Raw genomic sequence first — 25,592 nt, 5'->3', positions numbered from 1 at the left:
CATGTCGAACCAGATTTTTGCCGGAGCCCCCAACCCCGACGACGAGGTGCAGGACAGCGCGGGGCGCGTCCAGGCACGTACCTCCTCGATAGACTCGCTGCTGGACGAAATCGACTCGGTCCTGGAGACCAACGCGGAGGCATTCGTTCAGGGATTCGTTCAGAAGGGCGGCCAGTGAGGTGAGGCGTCGAGTTTTCGGCATCGAAACGGAGTACGGGCTCACGTCCGCTTCTCCAACCGGTGGCGCCCCGATGGACGCTGAGCACGCCGCTCGCCAGCTTTTCGAGCCACTGACCCACCAGGGTCGCTCGTCGAACCTATTCCTGCGCAACGGCGGACGCCTCTACCTGGACGTTGGAGCACACCCCGAGTACGCGACTGCCGAATGCGATCGGCTGGAGGATCTGCTTGAGCAGGACCGCGCCGGCTCGTCGATGCTTGCCGGCCTGGCCTCGCAAGCGGATCGGGCTCTCTTGGAGCTGGGCACCGACCTGCAGATCCATCTATTCCGGAACAATCTGGATTCGCAGGGCAATTCCTATGGCTGTCACGAGAACTATTTGCTTCACCGTCGGCGCGACTTCCGTCAGGTCGCTGACGCGCTTGTCGCGTTCTTTGTGACGCGCCAGATCCTGGTGGGCAACGGCTGGATCAACACCGCCACCGCGTCCCCTTGCCTCCAGTTCTCCCAGCGCGCCGACCAGATGTGGGATTCGGTGTCCTCGGCGACCACGCGCTCTCGTCCCATCATCAATACGCGTGACGAGGCACTGGCCGACTCCGGCGCGTTTCGACGTATGCACGTGATCGTCGGCGATACGAACGTTGCGGAACCCACCACCGCCCTGAAGGTGGGGATGACCGAGCTGCTGATCGGCGCGATCGAGGATGGGTTACGCATGGAGGATCTCGCCCTCGCGGACCCAATGCGCTCAATTCGCGAGATTAATGCTGATCTGACGGGCGGCGCCCCCATTGAACTGGCCAGCGGCAGGCTCACAAGTGCCGTTGCGTTGCAGCAAGAGATCCGCGAGCGGGTGCTCTCACGCATCGCGCCCGCCGAGCTGGATCCCATGCGGGCCTACGTGGTCGACCTGTGGGGGAGGGGTCTGGACGCTATCGCGAGCGGGGATTGGAGCGGCATTGAAACCGAGCTTGATATCGCGATCAAGCGCAAGCTGCTGTCGTCCTACTGCGCCCGCGCCGGAGTCGATCTGTCGGATCCGCGCGTGGCGCGCCTCGAGCTGTCCTATTGTGACATCACGGCGCAGGGATTGCGCGAACGGATGGAGCGTGGCGGCCTCATGCGCCGCCTGACGACAGCGGAGGCGGTTGCGCGTGCCGAAACGACTCCTCCCGCCACAACGCGCGCTGCGCTGCGTGGACGCATCATCGCTGCGGCCGAGGATGCGCGGGCGGACCTGAGCGTCGACTGGGTACACGTGCGTCTGGACGGTTCCGGCACTATTCCGCTGTCCCTCCAGGATCCGTTGGCCACGGTCGACCCGCGCGTCGATGGACTCATCGCGCAGATTAATGCACAGTCTCCTACGATTCCCGCATGAGCCACACATCGTCCACCCCAGATCCGAAGAGCGCTGCCCGCTCGGAAGGCTCCTCCCAGCGGGCGGCCGCGAGGGCCGCGCGCCAGCGTGGCCCATCGCGCGCATCGGTCCTTTCTCGCTTCCTCTTCGCCATCATCCTGATCGGGGGCGGGGTGGGAATCGTGTGGTGGGCATTATGGCCGACGACACCGCGGGAGCCGACTCTGGCTCCGGAGGCAGTCACTCAGTCGACCCTGCTTCCCCTGTTTGAACGTGTCAGTGTTTCCGGACGCGTCGGGGCGACACCCACGATCAACATCAAGGCTCCCCTTGAGGTAGACAGTTTCAAAGCTCGTGTCATCGAGGAAGGTAGCGGTCGCGAGATAACGGAGGGGTCGCCGGTTCTCGTTGCCATCACTGCGTTCGATGGCTCCAGCGGACGCATGCTCTCAGAGTCGGGCCGCCCGCAAATGAGCCTGGGCATCGTCGGTTCCGACCAGATCAACGCGGAGCTGGCGCGCATGGTGATCGGCAAACATGAGGGGTCGCGACTGCTCGCTTTTCGCACGATCGCACCAGCCGAAGGCTCGGATAGTTCCGAGAACAAGGTCGAAGTAGATGTCGTCGACATCCTGCCCTCCATCGCCACGGGCACGGCGGTCGACGCAAGCGTGGGTCCGCTCAGCGTCGAAATAAGTCCCGAAGGTCCCCTTATCAGCCACGGCAGCACTCTCCCGGGCGGAGTGACGACACAGACCCTCATCAAGGGCGAAGGCGTCCAGGTCCATGACGGTGATCGCGTCGTCGCACAGTTCACGGTCGTGGGGTGGAGTGACGGCGGCGTGCGGGTGTCCACGTGGGAGACGGGGGTCCCCGAAGTGGTCAATCTAAATACCGCGATGCGCGGACTCGTGTCCGCGCTGGTCGATCAGAAGGTCGGTTCGCGCCTCGCTATCACTATTCCCCCGAACTTGGCCGCCGGCGACGACACTTTGTGCATCGTCATCGACATTTTGGGCACCGAACCCGGGGGCGGGCAATCCGCGGGTAATTCCGCTCAATCGCAGTAGTTCACCCCGTGAGAGCCACCGGGCGGGAGGCGAGAGCGTTGTGGGACACTGGGGGACATGCTGAGATGGATGACCGCCGGAGAGTCGCATGGGCCCGCGTTGATCGCAACCATCGAGGGGTTGCCCTCGGGCTTGCGGATCACGACCGAGGACGTGCGCCTGGGACTCGCCCATCGCCGCCTGGGCTACGGACGCGGTGCACGCCAGAAGTTTGAAGCGGACGAGGCGACGATCCTCGCCGGGGTGCGGCACGGCCTGACGACGGGTGCGCCCGTCGCGATACGGATCGCGAACTCTGAATGGCCCGCGTGGGAGACGGTCATGAGCGCCGACCCCGTGGATCCGCGGGCCCTGCTCATCAACGCAGGCTCGGGCGACGAACGCGAGATCGCCCGCAACCGCCCCCTGACCAGGCCCCGCCCCGGACACGCGGATTTGCCCGGCATGCTCTCCTACGACCTCCCCGAGGCCAGGCCGGTGCTTGAGCGCGCCAGCGCCCGCGAGACGGCGGCTCGCGTCGCGCTCGGCGCGTTGGCGAAAGCCCTGTTGGCGCAGGTTGCCGATGCCCACCTGGTCTCGCGCGTCCTCGCGGTCGGCGGCCAGCGCGCCCGGGCCTCGCTCGTTCCCACTCCCGCCGACGAGGAAGTGCTATGCGCGGCCTCGATGCGAACGCTCGACCCCTCGGATAACGCGCGCTTTGAGGCGGCCGTCGACGAGGCACGGCGCTCGGGTGACACGATCGGCGGTGTCGCCGAGGTCATCGCGTACGGCGTGCCGGTTGGACTCGGATCGCACGTGACTGCGCGGGAACGATTGGATGCACGAATCGCCGGCGCTCTCATGTCCATCCAGTCAGTCAAAGGAGTCGAGATCGGCGATGGATTTGCCCAGGCCGCGCTGCCGGGTTCCGCGGCGCACGACGAGATTGTTAGCGGTGATGGCGGACATTTGACGCGCGCGTCAAACCACGCGGGTGGCATCGAGGGGGGAACGTCGAACGGAGCCCCCATTGTGGCTCGCGCAGCATTCAAGCCCATTTCGACTGTCCCGTGCGCGCTGCGCAGCGTCGATATGGCGACCGGAGAAGAAACCGTCGGGTTCCATCAGCGCTCGGATACGTGCCAGGTCGTTCCCGGGGCTATCATCTGCGAGGCCGAGGTTGCCCTCGTTCTCGCCGACGCCCTCTCAGATCACGCCGGCGGTCGCTCGATCGGGGAGATGCGCCGGAACCTGAGGTCCTACATGGCTCGCGTGGAAGAGCGCGCATGAGTGTCGCCCTGCCCATCGTCCTCGTCGGGCTTCCCGGTGCGGGTAAGTCGACGGTTGGGCGAGTGCTCGCGCACCGCCTTAGCACCGCTCACATTGACACGGATGACCTCATCGTTCAGCGAGAGGGGCGATCGATCGCCGAGATCTTCACCGACGGCGAGGCGGCATTTCGAGCCCTCGAGGTGCATGCTGTCGCAGATGCGCTGCGGGAGGAGGCGGTGGTTTCCCTGGGCGGGGGAGCCGCCGCAAGCGAAGCAGTCCGCGAGCTTTTATTGGGACACACCGTCGTCTACATTGACGCGCCGCACGACGAGCTGGTGCGGCGCACCGCGTCGAAGACGCACAGACCGCTGCTCGCGGATGGCCCCTCCGAGGCTCTTTTTCGTCTGCGGCGCCAACGCGAGCACCACTACCGCGCCGTCGCGACGTTCGTCGTCCCTACGGGTCCTGGCCCCGCCACCGACGTGGTCGCCACCATCATCGAGAACCTGGAACAGCTATGAGCACCATTATTACCGTCACTGGTACGCAACCCTCAACGATCACCGTTGGTCGCGACCTGGGTTTCACTCCCATCGTTGCTGCGCTCGATGAAGCGGCCACCAAGGTTCTCATCGTCCATGCGAGCCCACTCGCCCAGCGAGCAGCGATGCTGGCCGACCACCTGAGGTCGCTCGGTTACCGGGTGGACACCGCCGACCACCCGGATGCCGAAGCAGGAAAAACGATCGAGGTCGTGGCATCCCTGTGGGACAGGTGCGGGCAGCTCCAACTCGGGCGGAAGGATGCGATCATCGCGATGGGCGGCGGAGCTACGACAGACATGGCTGGCTTTCTCGCGGCCACGTGGCTGCGTGGTGTCACCCTCATCAATGTTCCGTCAACTCTGCTGGCGATGGTGGACGCTGCGGTCGGCGGTAAGACAGGCATCAACACCTGTGCCGGCAAGAACATGGTCGGCTCGTTCTACCCCGCTGCGGCCGTCATTGCGGACATGGACCTGCTGGCTACGCTGCCGTGCCGCGACCTGGCCGCAGGCGCCGCAGAAATCATCAAATGCGGGTTCATCGCCGACCCTGAGATCCTCACGGTCGTTGAGCAGACCGATGCTGAAACGCTGCTCGACGCACACAGCTCGCAGCTGCGAGATATCACGACTCGGGCAGTCGCTGTCAAGGCGCGCGTGGTCTCCGCAGACCTCACCGAGGGCGGGCTACGGGAGATTCTCAACTACGGGCACACCCTCGCACACGCGATCGAGAGGGCGAACAACTACACGTGGCGGCACGGTGACGCGGTGGCCGTGGGGTGCTGCTTTGCGGCCCGTTTGGCCGCAGGGCGAGGACTTGTGAGCGCAGCAGAGGTTACGCGCCACGACGCTCTCTTCTCCCGCGTTGGCCTGCCCATCCGATACGAGGACACTAACCTTGACGAATTGACGCAGATCATGGCATCCGACAAGAAGGTGCGCCGCGGTGTGCCGCGCTTCGTCCTCTTGGACGGCGTCGCAAACCCGCGCATCGAAGCCGTTTCTTTCTCGGAGCTGGTCGAGGCGGCCCGAGCTATCGGCATTGCCGCATGAGTCTGATCGTCCTCATCGGGGTTACGGGCTCCGGAAAGACGACCGTCGGCAGGGTGCTGGCCGAGTTGCATCACCTCTCGCTGCACGAGGTCGATTGCGCGGTCGAAGAACGTCTTCGAGCGAACATGCGTTCCCTCGTCGTGGGACGAGATAGCCGACTGGCGGATGTTGCCCGAGAAGAGGCCGAACGCGCCCTGGAGCGCAAGGAGGGCGTTGTCACCCTCGGCGCCTCGCAGCCGCTTGACCCCGCCACGGCCTCGGCCATCCAAAACGCGCGTCACCGCGGTGCGATTGTCGTCGAGCTGAAAGCCGACCTTTCAGCGGTATCTCACCGACAAGGTCTTGGCGCTCCGCGTTCGGTTGGGTTGGGTGCCCCCCGAGCGATGCTGGCCCAGCTGATGGCGCAGGCCCGTGACGCGTACCAGTCCGTGGCCGATGCAACAGTGGATACGAGTGCCCTGACCCCGCGAGAAGTCGCGGATTGTGTGGCTCGCGCGTGTAGACTGACCCCTGATTACTGATTCCTTTACGAGTGAGGTACCCCTGTGGCAACGACAAATGATCTGAAGAACGGCCTGGTTATGGTGATCGACGGTCAGCTCTGGCAGGTTGTCGAGTTCCAGCACGTCAAGCCCGGTAAGGGCCCGGCCTTCGTGCGCACCAAGATCAAAAACATTTTGTCGGGAAAGACCGTCGATAAGACTTTCAACGCCGGTCTAAAGATCGAAACCGCGACCGTCGATCGTCGCGACATGACCTACCTGTACCAGGATGGCACGGATTACGTGTTCATGGACCAGTCCACCTACGAGCAGATCAACGTTCCTGCCGAGATCGTGGGCGATGCCCGAAACTTCATGGTGGACAACCAGGACGTCATCGTCTCCCAGCACGACGGCACCGTCCTCTTCATCGAGCTGCCCGCCACCGTTGTTCTCACTATCACGCACACAGAACCCGGACTGCAGGGCGATCGCTCCTCCGCTGGAACGAAGCCCGCAACGCTTGAGACCGGCTACGAGATCCAGGTTCCCCTCTTCATGGAGGAAGGTACCCGAGTGAAGGTCGACACCCGCGATGGCTCGTACTCGGGTCGCGTGAACGAGTAATGTCGAAGCAGCACCGCTTCACCTCGCGTACGAAGGCGCGTAAGCGTGCGGCCGACGTCGTTTACGAGGCCGATCAGCGCGGCATGGGATCCAATCCCGACGTGCTGCGCGATCTTTTGCGCGAGCGTCGCGTCGTTACCGCTGCCCAGACTCCGCTGCCGGAGTTTTCCATCCAGATCATAGGGGGAGTGGCGGATAATCTGCGTCGCGTTGACTCGCTGATCTCGGCCCACGCGCGCGTGCCCGGCCTGGACCGAATCGCCGCCGTCGATCTTGCGGTGATGCGCGTGGCGGTTTGGGAGATGCTGGAAAACGAAGAAGTTTCGCCGATCATCGTTATCGACGAGGCCATTTCGATCGTACGTTCCATCTCGACCGACACGTCGCCTTCCTTCGTCAACGCGGTCCTGGACGCCATCCGCAAGGATCTCGCTTGCCCGGCGTGGTCGCGCAGGGACGCCTCAGATGGCGCGACCTCATCCGATGGTGATTGCCGAGGCGAAGAAGGTGCGGTTGAACCTGCGCGCACCGATCCTCGACCCGTTCAGGAGGCACCTGCTCGATCGTTACCCGCGGGCGCCACGCCGCTCAATGGAGTAAGCGTTGAGGACGAGTTAGACGAGCTGCTTCAAGAATACTAGGACCGCGTAGCCTAACGCGCAGTAGTGGCCGCCACGCAAATGCGTGGCGGCCACTACTGCGCGTTTTTCGTGCCCGTGCTGGGACCAAGTGAGGCTCACCTAGTTTTCGCCCCAGTACCGTGGCCCATCCGTAGCTGGCCCGTGCCTCACGAATGCGGTGGGAAATCCGTCGCATCGATCATCGGCTCGTAATCCGTATCGATAGCAGCATACCCCGTATGGGTATATGTATATACCCATACGGGGTATCAATGGCTGGCGCAGCTTCTGGCGACTCACGCCGTCCTCGCCGTTGTCTACGGCGGCTTCTATCTGCCTCGCACAAACTTCAAGTCCGCCCAGCCGTTCCCCGTCGATCAGGTAGGGCTGACGACGACCCAGCTCGGAGCCATCTGATTCGCCTTCTCGCTCACGTACGGATTCAGAGGACTCGTTCTCGGTTTCTTCATCGATGGCAAGAACACAAAGACGATCGTCTTGGCTCTGCTGCTCGCCTCCGGTGTCGCCTTGATTCTCATTGGGCTTTGTGCTCACGTGGTAATAGCCCCTGACGGGGGTGACGATCCTGAGAGGGCACTTGCGCGGATGATCCTCGGCCGTTACGGAGCTCTTCGCCTTAGCGAACGTGGGTCTAGCCTGCCTGGTTCTTCTGGCGGTTCTCTTTAAAGAACGCAGCCTGCGCGCTGACCGCGAATTTAGTGCAACGAAGGATGAAGCATGAGCAACTATGACGACCGCGTGCAGCTTCTTTTTGCCGCCATGAGCGCGAGTAAAGAAGGAATGGCGATCGCACGAACCCTCACCTTGCGCTGGACACGCAGATGAAGTCACATCGAAACGACCTCGTCACGTCCGTTGATCGCGCCATTGAAGAGAAGATAGCCACGCGCCTGGACGGCACGCCACTGGACGTTCGCTATCAGGGTTCCATCCTGCTGGGCACGCCCAACGTGCACGCTTCCCCGGTGGCGCGCCTGATGGCCGCGGTCCGCTAACAGGTAGCGCGTATCATGGAGGAAATACGATCCTTTAATAACCGTCCCGTGAGGCGGGGAAGGAGTAGGCAGTGGCACTACTGCACACTGATCGCGCTCAGCGCGGCAAAGAAGTACTGGGAGTCGGCGACATAACACGCTCCCTCACGCGGATCGCCCACGAGATCGTTGAACGCAATGGAGGCAGCGAGGACCTCGTCATCGCAGGCATTCCCACTCGTGGCGCAACGCTGGCTCGCAGGCTCGTCAACAGAATCCGGGAAGCGTCCGGCACCTACGCGGAGCTGGCCATCATCGACACCACACTGTTTCGCGATGACCTGGCCAGCCAGCCGCTGCGCACTCCGAAAGAGACGTTGATTCCGGCAACCGGCATCAATGCAAAGACCGTCGTCCTCGTTGATGACGTCCTCTACACGGGACGCACCATCAAAGCAGCGCTGGACGCGCTGACCCGGATTGGTCGCCCCGCAGCCGTCCAGTTAGCGGTCTTGGTGGACCGCGGTCATCGGGAGCTTCCGATTCGAGCGGACTACGTTGGAAAGAACCTGCCGACTTCGCGCGATGAGATCGTCACCATCTTGCTCGACGAAACAGATGGGCGCGACGGCGTGCTTTTGGGGAAAGGCTGGTAGATGAGAAGCCGGCTCTATGCCCGGGACCCGGGCGCTTACGCCCGCTTTCTCGCGTGCACAACAGGCGGGTGGGGAGTGTTCTTCCTGGCACTGAGCCCCAGCCCTTGCAGGGCCTTGCGTTCAACGCGCTCGCTGCTCGGATGACACAAGCTGCGCTGCCAGAGTCTCGTCCCAATTGGCGGAATTCAACGCCCGATGTGAGGAATACCATCTTTAATTTGCGAGGGGCGTCGTTGATGCGACGGCCGGCAACGTGGTCGGACAACTAGGTGTCAATCTTTTGGCCCGCGAAGGTGCCGTTTTGGCTCCAAGAGTGGGCACGTGGGGAGTGGGTACGGCGCAGGTCAGGCAGGTTTTTGCGGCAGCGAAGGGTACCGTGTGAGGCTCATCGCCTTGGGCATTCGTGCACTCCGACCCGCACGCAGCGCCCTTGCATGCGGCCTACCGTGCGGTGGTCGATTCGCTGCAATAGTCTGTATACGTGAAGGAGGAATGAGCTGTTTGGCCTGGCAATCATGCTCTGATTGGTGACATAGTTAATTCACTGAAGATTCCAACGGAGGGGATGATCAGAATGGCACTACCTGATCTCACGCCGGAACAGAGGGCCCAGGCCCTCGAGAAGGCGACTCAGGCGCGTCGGCGTCGCGCCGAAGTCAAGAATGCGCTCAAGGCGCGTTCGATGAATCTGTCCGAGGTTTTGGAACTCGCCGATTCCGACGAGGCCGTGGCAAAGATGAAAGTCGTCTCTTTGCTTGAGTCGCTGCCGCGCGTCGGCACGAACACGGCCGCAGTCTTGATGGACGAGTACAAGATCGCCCAGAGTAGGCGCGTGCGAGGCCTCGGCCCCGTTCAACGCAAGGCGCTCGTCGAACGTTTCGGCTGAGCGTCCCGAGCGTGGCGTACCGTCGTGTCCAAGGCTCAACTGACCGTCCTTGTCGGCCCAACAGCCGTCGGAAAGGGAACCGTCGTCGCGGCGCTGACCCAGCGCTATCCGAATCTCAAGGTCTCGGTGTCGGCGACGACTCGTGATCCTCGGCCCGGTGAACTGAACGGCGTCCACTACTTCTTTGTTTCCCCGCGAGAATTCGAATCGATGGTTCAGCGGGGTGACATGTTGGAGTGGGCGCTTGTTCATGGGCGCAACAGGTACGGCACCCCTCGCGGCCCCGTCGACGAATCCCTTGAGGCTGGCGTGCCGGTGCTACTGGAGATCGACCTGGCGGGAGCCCGGCAGGTGCGTGAGAACAGGCCGGAGTCTCAGTTCATTTTTCTCGCTCCGCCCTCCTGGGAGGAACTGGAGCGGCGGCTTGTTGGTCGCGGGACGGAGGGCCCCGAGGAGAGAGAGCGCCGCCTCGCCACCGCTCGCGTCGAGCTGGGCGCCGCCTCCGAGTTCGATCACGTTGTGATCAACGACGACATTGACCGCACGGTGGATGAGCTGGCTCGGCTCATTGGTCTGGAGTAGTATCAACCTGAATCTGCCACTGAGAGGAAGACACGCATGTCCGGAATTGTTGCCCAGCCCGTGGGTATCACGTCCCCGCCCATTGATGATCTGCTGGAGCACGTCGATTCCAAGTACGCGCTGGTAATTTTCGCGGCGAAGCGCGCCCGCCAGATCAATTCGTACAACCTGCAGCTTCAGCAGAACATGATCCAGTACGTGGGGCCCGTCGTGGACGTACAGCCTGACGAGAAGCCCCTGGCCGTGTCTTTGCGTGAGATCGACGAGGGCATGCTCTCTCTCGAAGCTAACCCCGAGGCCTGACGTGGCGACGGTGGTCGTCGGTGTGACCGGCGGCGTCGCAGCCTTCAAAGCGCCGATCGTGGTCCGCGAGTTCCAACGCGCGGGCCACGACGTGTATGTGGCTGCAACGCGGGCATCGCTGAACTTCGTGGGACGCTCCACCTGGGAGGGAATAACCTCCCGCCCCGTAGCCGTCGATATCGCGGGGGAGGGGCGTGCCGAGCACGTGGAGCTCGCGCGTATCGCCGACCTCATTATCGTGGTGCCGGCGACCGCCAACACGCTCGCGCGTCTGGCCGGCGGATTCGCCGACGATATGGTGTCGCTGACGGTTCTGGCCTGTGCCGCGCCCGTTGTTGTTGCTCCCGCGATGCACTCAAACATGTGGCTCGCCCCCGCCACACAGGAAAACGTCCGGCTGCTTCGCGAGCGCGGCGTCCACATCATCGAGCCCGACGCCGGTGCGCTCGGATCCGGTGACAGCGGGGTTGGTCGGCTACCGGACCCCGTCCTCATCGCACGACGAGCGCTGGCGGTGCTGCAGCAGCATCGCGACGCCCAAACCCCTTTGCCCCTCGCAGGCAGGACCGTCGTCGTGACGGCCGGTGGAACGCGCGAACCGATCGATCCGGTCCGCTTCCTGGGGAACAGGTCATCGGGTCGCCAGGGCCTCGCCATTGCGGCCGCGGCTGCGCGTGCCGGGGCGCGAGTCCGCGCCATCACGGCCAACGTCGACGATTCAGTCGCGAATACGCTTCCAGATGGCGTTGAGGTGACGCGGGTGGGCACCGCCCTCCAGATGCGCGACGCGACGATGGAGCAGGTGCGTGGAGCCGACGCGCTCATCATGGCGGCAGCCGTCGCGGATTTTCGACCCGAACAGGCCCAGACCTCGAAAATGAAGAAGGATCCGACGACGCAGGACGCTCCGACCCTGCGGCTGGTCCGCAACCCCGACATACTCGCGCAGGTCGGGCACAGCTCAATCCGTCCGCCCCTGGTGATCGGCTTCGCGGCCGAGACCGGGACGGACGAAGAAATTATCGCTTTCGGCGCGGATAAGGCAACCCGAAAAGGCGCGGACTACATCGCCGTGAACCGGGTGGGGGACCGCGTCGGATTCGGCAATGTTCACAACGATATTCGCCTCCTCGACGCCAGCGGAGCGCTCGTGGACCGTTACGCGGGCTCAAAGGATGACATTGCCGCAGGTCTGATCGCTCAGTTGGCCACTTTCCTTGCTAACCTGAAGCGGTGAGTCAGCAGCTTTTCTCTTCCGAATCCGTCACCGAGGGACACCCCGATAAGGTGTGCGACCGCATTTCCGATGCGATCCTTGACGCTCTGCTTGAGGTGGATCCTCGTTCACGCGTCGCCGTCGAAACGATGGCCGCAACGGGCCTCATTCACGTCGCCGGCGAGGTGACCACCGAGGCATACGTCGAGATCCCCGACATTGTTCGCCGCGAAATCCTGTCGATCGGATACGACTCATCGCGCGTTGGTTTCGACGGGGCCTCGTGCGGGGTGTCCGTGTCGCTTGACGGGCAGAGCCCCGACATCGCCGGCGGCGTTAACGAGGCGCTGGAAGTGCGCGGCACGCAGTCCGCAGATCCGCGCGACCGCTTGGGTGCTGGCGATCAGGGAATCATGTTCGGCTACGCTTCTTCAGACACGCCGGATCTCATGCCAGCCCCCATCTGGCTCGCCCACCGACTGGCCAAGCGGCTGGCGTACGTGCGCAAGCAGGGGATCGTTGAAGGTCTGCGCCCCGACGGAAAGACCCAGGTCACCCTCGCCTACGAGAATGATCGCCCCGTCGGCATCGACACGATTGTCGTGTCGACTCAGCACGACGAGTCCCTCACGCAGTCCGCCATCGCCGATGCGGTGCGCGCGCACGTGATCGATCCGGTCATTGACGAATCCGACCTTGCGCTTGCGCGGGGGGCCATGAAAACGCTGATCAACCCGTCGGGCCGTTTCGTTCTGGGCGGTCCGGCGGCGGACGCGGGTCTCACCGGACGCAAGATTATCGTCGACACCTATGGCGGTATGGCGCGTCACGGTGGCGGGGCATTCTCCGGAAAAGACCCCTCCAAGGTGGACCGCTCCGCCACCTACGCGGCACGTTGGGTCGCAAAGAACGTTGTTGCAGCAGGCGTTGCGCGTCGCTGCGAGATCCAGCTTGCCTACGCGATTGGCCGTGCCCACCCGATCGGGCTGTACGTCGACACGTTCGGGACGTCGACCATCCCCGACGGACGCATCGCGGATGGAATTCGCGAGGTGTTCGACCTGCGCCCGCTTGGCATGATCGAGGATCTGGATCTTTTGCGCCCGATTTACCGTGATACCGCCGCATACGGGCACTTCGGTCGTAAGCAGTTCCCCTGGGAAGAAACGAATCGCGCCATGCAGCTCAAGGCCGCGATCGCATGACGAAATTACCGGAATCGGCACAGTACGTGCCCTCATACGACACCGAGTCCGCGCGTCGATCGTGGCGCTCTCGCACGAGCCTCGAAATGATCGTCTCGGGTGTCATCGGCCTCGTCACCTCCTTCGTTCTGTCGATCGAAGCCTGGCAGCTTGCCGCTGATTCGTCGGCCCGTTTCGGGTGCGACATCTCTTCGGTGCTGTCGTGTTCGGCAGTCGCTCAGACGTGGCAGGCACGTATCCTTGGTTTCCCCAACGCATTCCTCGGCATCTTCTTCGAAACCGTGGTGCTGGCGATCTCGGTTGCTGTTTTTGCCGGGGTGACGTTCCCCCGCTGGTACCTGCTGAGCGCGAACCTGCTGTACACGGTGGCGCTCTTCTTCGCGTTCTGGCTGTTTGGTCAGTCCTACTTCGTCATTCAGGTCCTGTGCCCGTGGTGCCTGGTCATCACTCTCACGACGACTCTGGTATTCGCTGGCCTGACACGGATTAACATTCGCGAGCGGATCCTTGTCGCCCCCGAATGGATGCGCAGGGCTGTCGCCCAGGGACTGGACTGGGCCCTGTGGGGACTCATCATCTTCGCAGTCCTCGCGATGGTCGTGGCCAAGTACGGCCTGAAGCTGCTCGGCTGAGCGCGGGACGTACATGAGCGCGGACTCTGATTCACTAGGCTCATGACCTCCCTCCAGGGTATGCTCGAAGGCTTTGATCCGCCGACCACTCACCGTGCGGACATCGCACGCGTGCTCGTCGACGTCGACCTTTCGCACATGGATCGGCCTTTGGACTATGTCATTCCCGAGAAGCTGGCCGATGCTGCCGCCGTGGGGGCCTTGGTCCGCGTTCGCTTTTCCGGTGCGCGCGTCGACGGGTGGATTGTCGAACGATCCCGGCGCGAGGTGGGAGCCGGAACAGCCCGCATCGAATCGGTTACCTCGTCACTGCCCGTGCTCGCCCCCGCGATCTATGAGACCGCGCGCCGTATCGCGTCGCGTTTCCTCGCCACGACCTCCCAGGTACTGTCCCTCGCTATTCCTGTGAGGCACGCGCGCGCCGAGAAGGAGGCGCGTGAGGCTTTAGCGCCCGCCTGGCCCAGCGTTGAATGCGACGAGGATGGCCGGGGCTGGCAGGCATATCACGCCGGGGGCGCGCTGGTGTCTCGTCTCAGGGCGGGGGAGTCCCCACGTGCAGTTGTCACGACGCTTCGCCCCCGCCTTCGCGAATGCCTCTTCGAGGCCGTCGCGGCTACCGTCTCGTCTGGCCGCAGCGTTATCGTGGTGACGGCGACGAGCGAGCAGGCGGCGCGCCGGGCTCGCGAGCTGCAAGAGGACACCGGGGTGCCGGTCGCTCTCACGGGCGGGGAGGTTTCGCCGCAGGAGCGCTATCGCGTGCACGCTGCGGCATCCCTCGGGCACGTCCCAATCGTCGTGGGTACGCGTTCTGCCGTGTGGGTCCCGTGTTCGTCGCTGGGATTGATCGTGATTATCGACGATGGTGACGACCGCCTTCGGGAGCGCCGTTTTCCCCGGTGCGACGCCCTTGACGTGGCGGTTCAGCGGTGCGCCGTCGAGGGCACCGGTCTGATCGTTGCCTCCTGCGCGCGATCGGTCAAGTCACAGGCACTCGTACGCTCCGGGTGGGCGGCGAACTTGGAACCGACCCCTCAGGCGCTACGCGAAGCCACGCCCCGGGTCCACCTGCACGGGAGCACACAAGCCGATTGCGAGGGCGCGAGCGGTCGCATGCGTATCCCGCAGGCGGCCTTGCGCATGATCCGTCAGGGTCTGCGCGAGGGGCCGGTGCTTATCCAGGTCGCGTCCGCCGGCTACTGGCCGACCATCGTGTGCCGTCGGTGCGATGAGCGTGCCCGGTGCCGACACTGCTCGGGGCCCATATCCATGGACGGCGGGGGCAACACCGCGTGCGCGTGGTGCGGGCGGCAGCAGCAATCCTGGCGATGCCCGCACTGCTCGGGAACCGAGTTGCGCGGCGCCCGCGTCGGTTCCGCCCGTACCGCCGAAGAGATCGCTACAACTCTCCGCGACGTTTCGGTGCTCGAATCCTCAGCTGCCCACCGTGTTACCCGTGAATTGCCGTCGCGACGAACCGTTGTCGTCGCAACCGCAGGTGCCGAACCACCGGTCGAGGGCGATTATGCGGGCGCGGTCATTCTGGACGCACCCGCGCTCGCCGGACGCCCGGAGTTGTGGGCGCCCGAGGAGGCGGCCAGACGATGGCTCAACGCGCTTTCTCTCGTGCGCCCGGGACACCCCTGCCTCGTCGTCGGTACCATTCCGGCCTCACTCGGTCAGATGCTGGTCCGGTGGTCTCCCGCCGACTATGCCGAACGCCTGCTTGACGAACGGGAAGCGCTCGGTTTCTTTCCGGCCTCGACGATGGTCGCGCTCGACGGCCCCTCCGCGCAGGTACGTCAAGTAGTTGACCAGGTTGTCCGCGAGGGGGGCACCGAGCTGGTGGGCACGGTCGTGCGTCCCGCGACGCGCGAAGGAGAGGAGAACGAGGTGCGCACTCTCGTCCGGACGCCTCTGCCTCACTCCAGCGAGATGCTCTCAGTTTTAACCGACATCCGGCGCTCCCGTAGCGCCAGGAAGTTACCCGCCGTCAAAATGAGCGTGAACCCACCCGAGCTCTTCTGAGTACGGGGCGTTCCGTGCCGTAAACTGTCAGGCGTGCGCATAATATTCGCTGGAACTCCCGAGGCAGCAGTCCCCACGCTGCGATGCCTGCTCCATTCGTCCCACGAGGTGGTTTTGGTCCTCACCCGCCCGCCCGCCCGCCGCGGGCGAGGCAAGACCCTTTCCCCCTCTCCGGTCGCCCAGATTGCTTCGGAGGCTGGCGTCGATCTGCTCGAGACGACGGCGCTCAAGGCTCCTGAGACCCGCGAACGCATCGCTGCTGCTCGCGCCGACCTGGGTGTGGTCGTCGCTTATGGAGGACTCGTGCCTCCCGCCGTCCTGGCGATGCCGACGCACGGATGGATCAACCTGCACTTCTCCGACCTGCCCCGATGGAGGGGCGCCGCACCCGTCCAGTGGGGGATCCGAGAAGGGGATCTCTCCACGGCATCGTGCGTTTTCGCACTCGAGGAAGGACTCGATACGGGTGCCATCTATTCGCGCGCGAAGGTGCCGATCGGCCGAGAGAGTGCGGGTGAGCTACTGGCTTCAATGGCTCAGGCGGGGGCTCAGCAAGTGCTCGACGTCGTGGATTCGCTGCAGGCGGGAACCGCGCAGGCACAAGCACAGAGCGAGGACGGCGCCACGCACGCACGTCGACTGACTCACGCCGACGGCTACGTGTCGTTCACGCACGGCGCGGCCCACGAGGACCGCGTTATCCGTTCCGTCACCCCCAACCCCGGTGCGTTCACCTTCTTGCCCGGGGGGTACGCATGAAGCTGGACACGGCAACGCCTGTCGACAGGGACGACCTGGCGCCGGGCCAGCTTGAGGTGACGAAAAAACAAGTGAGCGTCGGCTGTTCGCAAGGTGCCTTGATTCTGGGAAAGGTCGCCCCAGCCGGTAAGTCCTGGATGGATGCCGCAGCGTGGGCCAGGGGAGCGCGCCCCTCCGATGACCTGCGCCTCGGGGGCGAGGCAAAGGACCTCCAATGAGCGAGAAACGCTACGCCGACGGCTATAGGAAGCTGCGCCGGGCGGATGAGCCTCGTCGCATCGCATACGACGTGTTGCACGAGGTCGAGGCGCAGGGAGCGTTCGCGAACCTCATTTTGCCGAAGGCTCTGCGCCAAGCGCGTCGAGAAGGGCACTTTTCGGATCGCGATGCAGCCTTTACTTCCGAGCTCGTGCACGGAACCCTTCGCACAATCGGACGCCTCGACTGGGTGATTGCTCGGCACGTGGATCGTCCGCTGGCCCGCCTCGATCTCCGGGTATTGGTGCTGGCGCGCATGGGCGCCCACCAGCTGCTCAACATGCGTGTGCCCGACCATGCTGCGGTATCCGCGACCGTTGATGTGGCACGCGAACACCTGACCGACGGCCCCGTACGCTTTATCAATGCTGTCCTGCGTTCCATCACCCGTGAAGACCCGGCGGACCGCGAGAAGGCGATGGCCGCGATCGAGGACCAGGACGAAGCCCTGGGGGTGCGTCACTCGCATCCGGCGTGGATGGTTCGCGCGTTCCGTGAGGCACTCGCTGCTCACGGGTATCCGACCGAGGAACTCGTTGACGTGCTGGCCGCTGACAACGAGGTTCCGACGGTGACCCTGGTCGCCCGTCCCACGCTGATGGAAGCGGTAGAACTTGCCGACGAGGCGGAGGATATCCTGAACACTCGCGTCGCGTTTGGCACTATCTCGTCCCATGCGGTCATGCTCGAATCGGGTGATCCCTCTCGTCTGCCTTCCATCCGCGACGGTCGTGCGGGCGCCCAGGACGAGGGCTCCCAGCTGGCCGCGCTCATCGCGGCCCAGGCGCCCCTGGACGGGGGAGAGGACGGGCGCTGGCTTGACCTGTGCGCGGGACCGGGCGGCAAGGCGGCGATGCTCGCTGGGCTGGCCACCCGCGTCGGGGCGCGCGTCACTGCCAACGAGATTCACCCGCACCGAGCGCGCCTCGTTGAGCGCACGACACGGCTCTTCGATTCGATCGACGTGGTGAGCGGTGACGGCCGGAGCTTCGGTGGTGGGAGCAGCGCTTGGCCGCTCGCGTCCTTTGACCGGGTCGTCGTTGACGCCCCCTGCTCCGGCATGGGGTCGATGCGCCGGCGTCCCGAGTCGCGCTGGAACCGCACCGAGGCAGACCTTGAAGCCCTGACGCTCCTCCAGCGTGAGCTCCTCGACCGTGCCGTCGCGCTCACCCGCCCCGGCGGCGTCCTGACCTACATCACGTGTTCCCCGCACGTGGCAGAGACGCGAGACCAGGTTGTGCGCCTGCTCACTGGCGGAAAGGTCGAGCTGCTCGACACGATCGAGATTGCCGACGACTGCGCGCTCCGCGCGCTCGAACTCCCGGATACGGTGGGGCGTATCGGCGGTCACGGCGGGCGTACACTCCAGCTATGGGACCATCGCTTGGGTACCGATCTCATGTTTGTTGCGTGCCTGCGCAGGCGCTAGCATGTACGTTATGAACGCCACAATTAGCCCTTCGATTCTGAACTGCGACATCGCCGATCTGCGCGGCGAACTCAACAAGATCGCCGGAGCGGACGTCGCCCATGTCGATGTCATGGACAACCACTTTGTCCCCAACCTGTCGTGGGGTCTGCCCGTTGCGGAGGCGGTCGTTAAGTCCGGGATTCTCCCGGTCGACGCGCACCTGATGATCGACGAACCGGATCGGTGGGCACCGCAGTACGCCGAGGTCGGCTGCCACTCCGTGACCTTCCACGCCGAGGCGGTGACAGCGCCGTTGCGGCTGGCCCGGGAACTGCACCGCCTGGGTGCCCGCGCGGGCCTGGCGCTTAAGCCAGCGACGGACATCGCTCCCTTCGTCGACATACTCAACGAGTTCGACATGATCCTCATCATGACGGTCGAACCGGGATTCGGCGGACAGAGCTTTATCGAACAGATGATTCCGAAGATTGAGCGCACCCGCGCGGCGATCAACGCCGCCGGCCTCGACGTGTCCATCCAGGTCGATGGAGGTATCTCTCGGGCGACGATCGAGCGAGCCGCGCAGGCGGGCGCTGATAACTTTGTCGCCGGTTCCGCCGTCTTCCGGGCGGAGGACGCTCATCGCGAGGTGGAGGCACTGCGCGAGCTGGCGGGTGCCCACACCCACTGACCCCGTTTTCTCCTGCAATCGGCGAAAACCAGTACGTGTCGCGTCGAATGCCGAGGGGTGGCACAATGGTCGGGAGTACTCCGGGGTCGGTGAAAGTCCGAACCGGCGGTGATAGTCCGCGACCCACCCTCCAGAACAGGGTGGCTGAGCCGGTGAAATTCCGGCGCCGACGGTTAAAGTCCGGATGGGAGGAGTGCATGAGGCGCGTTTGTGCGTCTGCTGTGCTGCGCGTACCCCCGGTGTCGGAAAGTAAGTCGTGGTATCTCGGAACAAGCCTCGCGGCGCTCTCACCGTCGCGGCACCGATCGTCTTCCTCGCACTCGCCCTGGCGGGCTGGTGGCTGACGACCGCGCTGACCGGCATCGAAGCCTGGCGCCTGCCGGATCCGCTATCCGTTATCGCAAGGGGGGCGACCCTGTTGAAGCGCCCCACGACGTGGCATCAGATTGGTGTGACTGGCGGCGAAGCAATCGCGGGCTGTGCGCTCGGAACGGTTGTCGCGCTGCCTTTAGCCTATGCGATCTACCGATCGCGCCTCCTCGCTGCGGCGGTAGAACCCTTCCTCGGGGCAACCCAAGCATTGCCAGCCATTGCAATCGCCCCCGTGTTAGTCCTGTGGGTCGGGTACGGCATGACCTCTGTCATCGCGCTCTGCGCGCTCATTGTCTTCTTCCCGATTCTGGTCTCCACCGTCGTCGGTTTGCGGCACATCAACCGCGAGTTCCTCGAAGCGGCGGCCCTCGACGGGGCAACCGGATGGACTATGGCCACGCAGATGGAGATTCCGTTGGCAGCACACGCCATTCTCGGTGGGCTGCGCAACGGTTTCGCGCTGTCAGTGACGGGCGCCGTCGTGGGCGAGATGGTGATGGGCGGGGCCGGACTCGGGCAGGTACTCACTCAAATGAGAAGCAACGTGGACACCGCCGGAATGTTCGTCGTTATCGCAATTTTGTGCGTGATGGCGACGATGCTCTACATCATCGTGTACAGGATCGAGCGGTCGAGACGTTACGACATCACGCAGTGAAGGAGAATCCCCTTGAATGTTTCCGCAGTTCTTCGCACAGTTGCGCTCGGCGCGTGCGCGTCGCTGATCCTGGCGGGGTGCACGCCCGGCGCCCCATCGGAGCACAGAGGATCGACACCAGACGGCGCCGCAGACGTCACGATCGGCTTAACCTACATCCCCAATATCCAGTTCGCTCCCGTGTACGTTGCTGAGGCGCAGGGAACCTACGGCGCTGCCGGGATTCACCCGACGATCCGCCATCACGGCTCTGACGAGGGCTTGTTCACGGCGTTGCTTGCCGGGCAGGAAGACGTGGTGATCGCCTCGGGCGACGAGGCAGCGGTAGCCGCCTCGCAGGGGCTCGATCTGGTGTCTATCGGCCGCTACTACGACGCCTATCCGGGCACGGTCATCGTCCCCGCGGATTCTTCGATCAAAGGCCTGGCAGACCTCGCGGGCAAGACCATCGGCATTCCGGGTGAATACGGTTCGAACTACTACGCCGCGCTTGCCGCCATGAGGGACGGCGGCCTGCAGGCATCGGATGTAACGATATCGTCGATTGGATACACCCAACGGGCGGCTCTTGCATCCGGGCAGGTCGATGCGGTCGTTGGTTTCACCAACAACGACGCGGTGCAAATGCGCCTGGCGGGCATCGACATTCGAGAGATTCCGCTGGGAGGGGCCGCGACACCCCTAGTTGGTGCTTCGATCATTACGACTCACGAGTGGGCGGACACGCACCCCGACCAGGCGAAAGCCATCGTTCAGGCAACGACAGAGGCGATGGACGCGATCGCAGCGGATCCCAAGGTCGCTGTCGAGGCCACATCGAAGTGGGACACGACGCTGACCGATGAGACGGCCCTATCCGGCGCACATGCTGTCTTGACTGCAACGATTCCCCTGTGGAGTGGACAGAGCGGTCAGGCGGATGGAGTCCAGGATCTCAAACGATGGGCGTCGATGCTGAGCTTCCTTTCGTCGATCGGAGTGCTGGAGGGTTCCGTTGATACCGATTCGATCGTGACGAATCAATTTGTTTCCACCGACGAGGAACGCTCGTCTCAGTCCTGACGGTGCGCCGCGTCCGTGGGAGGCCCGCGTTGGACGTAGGGTATGTGGGTGAGTATCGCCCCCAGCGCCAACGTGCGCGTCCTGGAGCTCTTCGTCGAGCTCCTTGGCGCGCGTCCGGGTCGCACCAAAGCGCAGCTTCGCTCACTTCCTGGATACCGGGAGCTGGCCGAGGCAGCCTTCGAGACGCAGTTTCAGCGCGACAAGGACGCGCTGCGCGAGGCGGGTGCGCACCTGACGATTCACTCCGGCGAGCGCTACAGCATCAGCAGGGACTCCCTCGCGCCCAATATTGAGATCTCCAGCGCCGATCGCGCGCTGATTTCGCTCGCCGCCCGCGCGTGGGACACGGACGAGCTGATCGCAGATTCGGTTGACGCCAAGGCCGCTGCGGCATCATCGGATGACTCTTCGGCACCGCTCATTACCCTCGGCCTGTCGGGATTGGGGGCCGCCACGCAGTGTGCGCGCGCCATACGCGAGCGTCGCGTGGTGACGTTCGCGTACCCGGGGTCGGGCGGGTTGACGGAACGCTCTATCGAACCGTGGGCTCTTTCGGCGCAGGGGCGCGCCCTCTATCTGTGGGGCTGGGACCTCGATCGACTCGCCGAACGAACGTTTCGTCTCTCGCGGGTATGCTCGCCAGTTTCCTTCATCGGGGAGCCCGGGGACGCGTCGGTCGCGCCACCGGGACGTACGCCCCCGCGCGTGTCCTCGTTGGTCTCGCCTCTCGTGAGTGTGCGCGTTTCTTCGCCCGCTCGTACGATTCTCCTGGGGTACGAGGCCGGGGGTACCGCCTGCGGGGAGAACACACTGAGCGAGAACGGTTGGGAACGGGTTCTCCTCGAAGACGGGGAGTTGGGCACGTGGATCGCCCGTCTGCTGCCGCTCGCGGCCGACGCCATCGTCCTTTCTCCGCCTCAGTTGCGCGACGCGATGATCGATCGCCTCTCCAGGGCGGCCGCGTGGGGAGGAAGCGATGCCTGAAACCGTGCAACTCGCCGTCGTTCGCCTGGCTTCAATGGTCGCGTGGATCGGCGAGCATCCGGGAGTGGGCGTGGACGAGCTGGGCGCGCACTTTCATCGCACTCGCCGCCAGGTTCGACGTGATATCGAGTATTTGGCGTCGGTCGGCGATTCTCTGCCCGGCGCGTCCTTCGAGATCGACTGGGAACTTTTTGAGACCGAGCAGCGCATCTCGCTGCGCTCGACCATGGGAGCGTCGGCTCCATTGCGTTTCTCTGAGCCGGAGGCGCAGGCCCTGCTCATCGGGTTGTCTGCAATCGCGCCGCTTGTGGGACCGGAGCTGATCGGTCACCTTCCTCACGCGGCTCTTGTCATATCGTCTTTGGGGGGTTTGGGGGAGACCGCGAGCGGGGAGAGCGTGGAAGCATCACGCGCCAGGGCCTCGTCCGACGTCATCGTGCAGCTACGCGACGCACTGACCCGTGAACAGCGCGTGGAGTTCGATTACGTGTCCACCGGGGGCAAATCATCGCATCGCGTCGTTGATCCCTGGTTCCTCGAAGCGACCGCGACCGGCTGGCTCCTGCGGGGCTGGTGCGCGGATGCAGGGGCACCGCGCAGCTTCGCCGCATCCTCGATGGGCAACATTCGCGCGGTTGGCAGACGTGTCCAGGTTCCGCGCAAGATGCGCGAGGAATCATCGACGTGGACGCTTGACGTCGATCGGGATGCCCGATGGATCGCGGACGAGTACGGAGGATCGATCAACGCTGAATTGGACGACGGGGGAGCGCGCATTGTGCTCCCGGTATGGAATGAGCAGTGGGGGCTCAGTCTCCTTATCGACATTGCGCACCACCTGCGCGCGGCTTACCCCGATATGCGCGTCGAGGCGGCGCAGCGGGCGCGCCGCATTCTGTCCGTCTGGATGCGGGAGGAGCCGTCGTGAGCCCGCAACGACGCAGGCACCGCGCCCGCGAGACTGACCGGGCGGAGCACGAGGAGCGTATCGGCGTGGGAGAGGGAAGCGCCGCACAGCGTTACGCCGCTTACAAGGCGCAGCTTCGCGCCGCCTCCTCGCTGCGCGCCCGGTGGGTGGCCGGACTCAGCTTCACTCCCGATCCCTTCCAGATTAAGGCACTCGACGCCCTCGAGACTGGAAGCTCCGTTCTCGTCGCCGCTCCTACGGGTGCCGGAAAGACAATCGTGGGCCAATTCGGTGCTTTTGTCGCGCTTGAGCGAGGCATGCGCGCCTTTTATACGACACCGATTAAGGCTCTCTCGAATCAGAAGTACCTGGAGTTGCGCGAACTCTACGGGGACGACAACGTCGGATTGGCAACGGGAGACACGTCCGTCAATCCCGGTGCTCCCATTGTGGTCATGACGACCGAGGTCGCCCGCAACATGATCTACGCGGGCGCTCCCCTCAACGATCTCGGCGTTGTCGTCCTCGACGAGGTCCACTACCTCGCGGATCGCACGCGCGGTCCCGTGTGGGAGGAAGTGATCATTCACCTCCCCGCCCACGTGGCGATCATCGCGTTGTCTGCGACGGTGTCTAACGCGGAAGAGTTCGGTGCATGGATCCGAGAAGTCCGCTCCACCTGCGAAATCATCGTGTCCGAAGACAGACCTGTTCCTCTCTACCAGCACATGATCGTCGGTGAGAAGATCTTCGACCTATACGCGCCAAGCGGGAAGCACAAGCTCAACCCGCGGCTGGTTGCAGCGACAAACGACTCAGGCATGAGGGGCGGGCGTGGATCGCGTTCGTGGAACCGCAGCGGCATCGGGGGCCGAGAGTCGCGCCCATCAACGCTCGTTTCTCTTGATCGTGCGCACCTGTTACCGGCGATCACTTTCATCTTCTCGCGAGCCGGTTGCGAAGACGCCGTACGTCAGGTTCTCGCGACGCGCATCACCCTGACAACCCGATCCGAGGCAGCCACGATCGAGCGCTACGTTGACGAGGCCATCACGGCGATTGCCCCGGAGGACGCCACCGTGCTCGGGGTCGATTCCTGGAAACGGGGGCTCATGCGCGGGATCGCGGCCCACCATGCGGGAATGCTCCCTCTCATGAAAGAGACCGTCGAGTATCTCTTCTCAGCGGGCCTGGTCAAGATGGTCTATGCGACGGAGACCCTGGCCCTTGGTATCAATATGCCCGCGCGAACCGTCGTCATCGAATCGCTCACAAAGTGGAACGGATCAGCACACGTGTCACTGTCCGCGGGCGAGTTCACGCAGCTGTCTGGCCGTGCCGGGCGTCGGGGAATCGACACGGAGGGGCATGCGATCGTGTCGCATCGCGGGGGAGTGGCGCCCGAAGAGGTGGCGGCGCTGGCCTCAAAGCGTACCTATCCGCTGATTTCGGCGTTCACGCCGACCTACAACATGGTCGTCAACCTCCTGGCCAGGTCGACGCGTTCCCTCACTCGCAGGGTTCTGGAGTCCTCTTTCGCTCAGTTCCAGGCTGACGCTGCCGTCGTACAACTCGCGTCGCGGCTGACGGAGCTTGAAGCGCAGCGCGACGACGCCGCCCAGGACCTGTCGTGTTCACGCGGTGACGTGCGCGCGTACCTGACGCTGCGTGATCGAATCAGCCAGGCAGAAAAGTCGGGTGCGCGCGCACGCAAGCGCGAGCGGCGCGAGGAATCACGACGCGTGCTCGAGAGCGTACGCACCGGAGACGTTCTCGCGCTCACTCGCGGGCACAAGCACCGCCTGTGCGTTGTCGGCGCGCAGGCGACCACGGCCTCGGGCCGAGTCGAGGTCTGTATCATCGGAGAGGACGGCACGTGGCGCTCCCTCGCACCGGAGGACATCCGCGGCGGTATCGCCGTCGTCGGACACCTGTCGATTCCGGGTGGGTCAGCATTGCGCCGCACGAAGGAACGCACCCGTATCGCGGGGGAGCTCCGATCGGGCCGCGCCAAGGGACGTTTCGCTCTCGCCCACGACAGCTCCCCGGACCGCGATCCGATCTCGGATCTGCGTGCAGCCATGCGTTCTCATCCGGTCCACCGATGCCCTCACCGAGAGGAACACGCCAGGGCGGGTGCTCGATGGGCGCACGTGAGTCGTGAGATCGACCGTCTAAGAACGCAGATTGACGCACAGACCGGTTCGGTTGCCGTGCACTTTGACCGAGTTTGCGCGGTCCTTGAGCGGCTTGGTTTCCTCGATGGCGACCGCGTGACCGAGTCGGGCGAGCGGCTCCGCCGTGTTTTTGGCGAGCGCGACCTCGTGATCGCTATGTCGATCGACGAAGGCGCGTGGGAAGGCCTGAACGAAGCGGAACTGGCGGCGTTGGTATCCGCCCTCGTCTACGATTCGCACAGCGATGACGACGCATGCGAGCTCACCCCCTCGGGCGTAAGCATCCGGCTGCGCACGGCTTGGGACGAGTGCATGGGCACACTCGAACGAGTGCATCGCGTGGAGAAGCACTGCGGTTTGGATCCGACGCCGGGTATGGACGCTGGTCTGATGGCCGCAACGCTGGCGTGGGCTCACGGCTCGACGCTCGCTACCGCAATCGACGGCACACAGATACAGGCCGGCGACTTCGTCCGGTGGATGCGACAAGTCATGGATTGCCTGGGGCAGATCGCCTCCGCTGTGCCTTCCTCCGATCTTGCTCGCACAGCTCAGGCAGCGAAGAACCGCATCGGACGCGGTATCGTTTCCTGGACCACCATCTAAGAGCCTGGAGGTT

25 protein-coding genes, 1 pseudogene and 1 riboswitch are annotated in these 25,592 nt (G+C 64.2%); all 26 genes and pseudogenes read left to right on the top strand.

Translation table 11 applies throughout. From position 1 onward, the window contains the following. Position 1 precedes the first annotated feature (1 nt). Positions 2-178 carry a ubiquitin-like protein Pup gene (locus BLT68_RS01940; RefSeq protein WP_050694774.1) on the top strand — a complete coding sequence of 59 codons (177 nt, stop codon included), beginning with the start codon at positions 2-4 and terminating at the stop codon, positions 176-178. A 1-nt stretch (position 179) separates the two neighbouring features. Next, positions 180-1,565: a Pup--protein ligase gene (gene pafA / locus BLT68_RS01935; protein ID WP_050694773.1), complete on the top strand. Its 1,386-nt coding sequence runs from the start codon at positions 180-182 to the stop codon at positions 1,563-1,565. Continuing rightward, positions 1,562-2,614, top strand: coding sequence for an FKBP-type peptidyl-prolyl cis-trans isomerase (locus BLT68_RS01930; RefSeq protein ID WP_050694772.1), 1,053 nt, complete (start codon positions 1,562-1,564; stop codon positions 2,612-2,614). Before pafA ends, BLT68_RS01930 begins: the two co-directional genes overlap by 4 nt. A gap of 57 nt (positions 2,615-2,671) precedes the next feature. Further along, the gene (aroC, locus tag BLT68_RS01925) at positions 2,672-3,883 is read left to right on the top strand and encodes a chorismate synthase (RefSeq protein WP_074632606.1); all 1,212 of its coding nucleotides are present in this window, start codon (positions 2,672-2,674) and stop codon (positions 3,881-3,883) included. After that, on the top strand, positions 3,880-4,386 hold the full coding sequence (locus BLT68_RS01920) for a shikimate kinase (RefSeq protein ID WP_050694770.1): 507 nt from the start codon (positions 3,880-3,882) through the stop codon (positions 4,384-4,386). Before aroC ends, BLT68_RS01920 begins: the two co-directional genes overlap by 4 nt. Next, positions 4,383-5,465, top strand: coding sequence for a 3-dehydroquinate synthase (aroB, locus tag BLT68_RS01915; RefSeq protein WP_074632604.1), 1,083 nt, complete (start codon positions 4,383-4,385; stop codon positions 5,463-5,465). The genes BLT68_RS01920 and aroB overlap by 4 nt, the downstream gene beginning before the upstream one ends. Then, positions 5,462-5,986, top strand: coding sequence for a shikimate kinase (locus BLT68_RS01910; RefSeq protein WP_050694768.1), 525 nt, complete (start codon positions 5,462-5,464; stop codon positions 5,984-5,986). The genes aroB and BLT68_RS01910 overlap by 4 nt, the downstream gene beginning before the upstream one ends. Positions 5,987-6,010: 24 nt before the next feature. Then, a complete protein-coding gene (efp, locus tag BLT68_RS01905; protein WP_050694767.1) occupies positions 6,011-6,574 on the top strand; it encodes an elongation factor P in 564 nt (187 codons plus the stop codon). Continuing rightward, positions 6,574-7,215, top strand: a complete 642-nt coding sequence (nusB, locus tag BLT68_RS01900) for a transcription antitermination factor NusB (protein ID WP_050694766.1) — start codon at positions 6,574-6,576, stop codon at positions 7,213-7,215. Before efp ends, nusB begins: the two co-directional genes overlap by 1 nt. A gap of 821 nt (positions 7,216-8,036) precedes the next feature. Beyond that, positions 8,037-8,210 (top strand): hypothetical protein, encoded by a 174-nt coding sequence (locus tag BLT68_RS09065; RefSeq protein ID WP_232618781.1) that lies wholly within the window; start codon positions 8,037-8,039, stop codon positions 8,208-8,210. 71 nt (positions 8,211-8,281) lie between these two features. Continuing rightward, complete coding sequence (gene pyrR / locus BLT68_RS01890; protein ID WP_050694765.1) at positions 8,282-8,845, top strand: bifunctional pyr operon transcriptional regulator/uracil phosphoribosyltransferase PyrR; 564 nt, start codon at positions 8,282-8,284, stop codon at positions 8,843-8,845. Between the two features lie 574 nt (positions 8,846-9,419). Next, positions 9,420-9,731, top strand: a complete 312-nt coding sequence (gene mihF / locus BLT68_RS01885; RefSeq protein ID WP_007589281.1) for an integration host factor, actinobacterial type — start codon at positions 9,420-9,422, stop codon at positions 9,729-9,731. A gap of 24 nt (positions 9,732-9,755) precedes the next feature. Beyond that, positions 9,756-10,313, top strand: coding sequence for a guanylate kinase (gmk, locus tag BLT68_RS01880; RefSeq protein WP_050694764.1), 558 nt, complete (start codon positions 9,756-9,758; stop codon positions 10,311-10,313). Positions 10,314-10,349: 36 nt separating this feature from the next. Next, on the top strand, positions 10,350-10,616 hold the full coding sequence (gene rpoZ / locus BLT68_RS01875; protein ID WP_050694763.1) for a DNA-directed RNA polymerase subunit omega: 267 nt from the start codon (positions 10,350-10,352) through the stop codon (positions 10,614-10,616). 1 nt (position 10,617) lies between these two features. Beyond that, positions 10,618-11,853 (top strand): bifunctional phosphopantothenoylcysteine decarboxylase/phosphopantothenate--cysteine ligase CoaBC, encoded by a 1,236-nt coding sequence (gene coaBC, locus BLT68_RS01870; protein ID WP_050694762.1) that lies wholly within the window; start codon positions 10,618-10,620, stop codon positions 11,851-11,853. Beyond that, the gene (gene metK, locus BLT68_RS01865) at positions 11,850-13,037 is read left to right on the top strand and encodes a methionine adenosyltransferase (protein ID WP_050694761.1); all 1,188 of its coding nucleotides are present in this window, start codon (positions 11,850-11,852) and stop codon (positions 13,035-13,037) included. The genes coaBC and metK overlap by 4 nt, the downstream gene beginning before the upstream one ends. After that, positions 13,034-13,669 (top strand): vitamin K epoxide reductase family protein, encoded by a 636-nt coding sequence (locus BLT68_RS01860; RefSeq protein ID WP_050694760.1) that lies wholly within the window; start codon positions 13,034-13,036, stop codon positions 13,667-13,669. Before metK ends, BLT68_RS01860 begins: the two co-directional genes overlap by 4 nt. 42 nt (positions 13,670-13,711) lie before the next feature. Next, positions 13,712-15,694 (top strand): primosomal protein N' family DNA-binding protein, encoded by a 1,983-nt coding sequence (locus BLT68_RS01855; RefSeq protein WP_074632602.1) that lies wholly within the window; start codon positions 13,712-13,714, stop codon positions 15,692-15,694. Positions 15,695-15,727: 33 nt separating this feature from the next. Then, a pseudogene (locus BLT68_RS01850) lies at positions 15,728-16,671 on the top strand (methionyl-tRNA formyltransferase). After that, complete coding sequence (locus BLT68_RS01845; protein ID WP_074632601.1) at positions 16,668-18,140, top strand: transcription antitermination factor NusB; 1,473 nt, start codon at positions 16,668-16,670, stop codon at positions 18,138-18,140. The pseudogene BLT68_RS01850 and the gene BLT68_RS01845 overlap by 4 nt, the downstream one beginning before the upstream one ends. Positions 18,141-18,150: 10 nt before the next feature. Beyond that, positions 18,151-18,813 carry a ribulose-phosphate 3-epimerase gene (gene rpe, locus BLT68_RS01840; protein ID WP_074632709.1) on the top strand — a complete coding sequence of 221 codons (663 nt, stop codon included), beginning with the start codon at positions 18,151-18,153 and terminating at the stop codon, positions 18,811-18,813. Positions 18,814-18,885: 72 nt separating this feature from the next. Beyond that, positions 18,886-19,013, top strand: a riboswitch (FMN riboswitch). Positions 19,014-19,069: 56 nt separating this feature from the next. After that, complete coding sequence (locus tag BLT68_RS01835) at positions 19,070-19,843, top strand: ABC transporter permease (protein ID WP_050694756.1); 774 nt, start codon at positions 19,070-19,072, stop codon at positions 19,841-19,843. A gap of 12 nt (positions 19,844-19,855) precedes the next feature. Further along, on the top strand, positions 19,856-20,905 hold the full coding sequence (locus BLT68_RS01830) for an ABC transporter substrate-binding protein (protein ID WP_074632599.1): 1,050 nt from the start codon (positions 19,856-19,858) through the stop codon (positions 20,903-20,905). A gap of 48 nt (positions 20,906-20,953) precedes the next feature. After that, complete coding sequence (locus BLT68_RS01825; protein ID WP_074632707.1) at positions 20,954-21,889, top strand: helix-turn-helix transcriptional regulator; 936 nt, start codon at positions 20,954-20,956, stop codon at positions 21,887-21,889. Continuing rightward, positions 21,882-22,817, top strand: coding sequence for a helix-turn-helix transcriptional regulator (locus tag BLT68_RS01820; protein ID WP_074632598.1), 936 nt, complete (start codon positions 21,882-21,884; stop codon positions 22,815-22,817). The genes BLT68_RS01825 and BLT68_RS01820 overlap by 8 nt, the downstream gene beginning before the upstream one ends. After that, positions 22,814-25,579 carry a DEAD/DEAH box helicase gene (locus BLT68_RS01815; protein ID WP_074632596.1) on the top strand — a complete coding sequence of 922 codons (2,766 nt, stop codon included), beginning with the start codon at positions 22,814-22,816 and terminating at the stop codon, positions 25,577-25,579. The genes BLT68_RS01820 and BLT68_RS01815 overlap by 4 nt, the downstream gene beginning before the upstream one ends. Positions 25,580-25,592: the final 13 nt, after the last annotated feature.

The sequence above is a fragment of the Schaalia meyeri genome, from assembly GCF_900105015.1.
GTDB classification, from domain to species: Bacteria; Actinomycetota; Actinomycetes; order Actinomycetales; family Actinomycetaceae; genus Pauljensenia; species Pauljensenia meyeri.
The sequence above is the reverse complement of the archived record's forward strand: the minus strand, read 5'-3'. Positions and strand labels throughout refer to the sequence as shown.

What these genes read in the sequence shown, in the direction of transcription:
- BLT68_RS01860 (WP_050694760.1), top strand. Translation starts at nt 13,034, where the DNA reads ATGACGAAATTACCGGAATCGGCACAGTACGTGCCCTCATACGACACC.
- rpoZ (WP_050694763.1), top strand. Translation starts at nt 10,350, where the DNA reads ATGTCCGGAATTGTTGCCCAGCCCGTGGGTATCACGTCCCCGCCCATT.
- BLT68_RS01820 (WP_074632598.1), top strand. Translation starts at nt 21,882, where the DNA reads ATGCCTGAAACCGTGCAACTCGCCGTCGTTCGCCTGGCTTCAATGGTC.
- BLT68_RS01930 (WP_050694772.1), top strand. Translation starts at nt 1,562, where the DNA reads ATGAGCCACACATCGTCCACCCCAGATCCGAAGAGCGCTGCCCGCTCG.
- BLT68_RS01910 (WP_050694768.1), top strand. Translation starts at nt 5,462, where the DNA reads ATGAGTCTGATCGTCCTCATCGGGGTTACGGGCTCCGGAAAGACGACC.
- BLT68_RS01920 (WP_050694770.1), top strand. Translation starts at nt 3,880, where the DNA reads ATGAGTGTCGCCCTGCCCATCGTCCTCGTCGGGCTTCCCGGTGCGGGT.
- rpe (WP_074632709.1), top strand. Translation starts at nt 18,151, where the DNA reads ATGAACGCCACAATTAGCCCTTCGATTCTGAACTGCGACATCGCCGAT.
- nusB (WP_050694766.1), top strand. Translation starts at nt 6,574, where the DNA reads ATGTCGAAGCAGCACCGCTTCACCTCGCGTACGAAGGCGCGTAAGCGT.
- BLT68_RS09065 (WP_232618781.1), top strand. Translation starts at nt 8,037, where the DNA reads ATGAAGTCACATCGAAACGACCTCGTCACGTCCGTTGATCGCGCCATT.
- mihF (WP_007589281.1), top strand. Translation starts at nt 9,420, where the DNA reads ATGGCACTACCTGATCTCACGCCGGAACAGAGGGCCCAGGCCCTCGAG.
- BLT68_RS01940 (WP_050694774.1), top strand. Translation starts at nt 2, where the DNA reads ATGTCGAACCAGATTTTTGCCGGAGCCCCCAACCCCGACGACGAGGTG.
- BLT68_RS01855 (WP_074632602.1), top strand. Translation starts at nt 13,712, where the DNA reads ATGACCTCCCTCCAGGGTATGCTCGAAGGCTTTGATCCGCCGACCACT.
- aroC (WP_074632606.1), top strand. Translation starts at nt 2,672, where the DNA reads ATGCTGAGATGGATGACCGCCGGAGAGTCGCATGGGCCCGCGTTGATC.
- aroB (WP_074632604.1), top strand. Translation starts at nt 4,383, where the DNA reads ATGAGCACCATTATTACCGTCACTGGTACGCAACCCTCAACGATCACC.
- BLT68_RS01845 (WP_074632601.1), top strand. Translation starts at nt 16,668, where the DNA reads ATGAGCGAGAAACGCTACGCCGACGGCTATAGGAAGCTGCGCCGGGCG.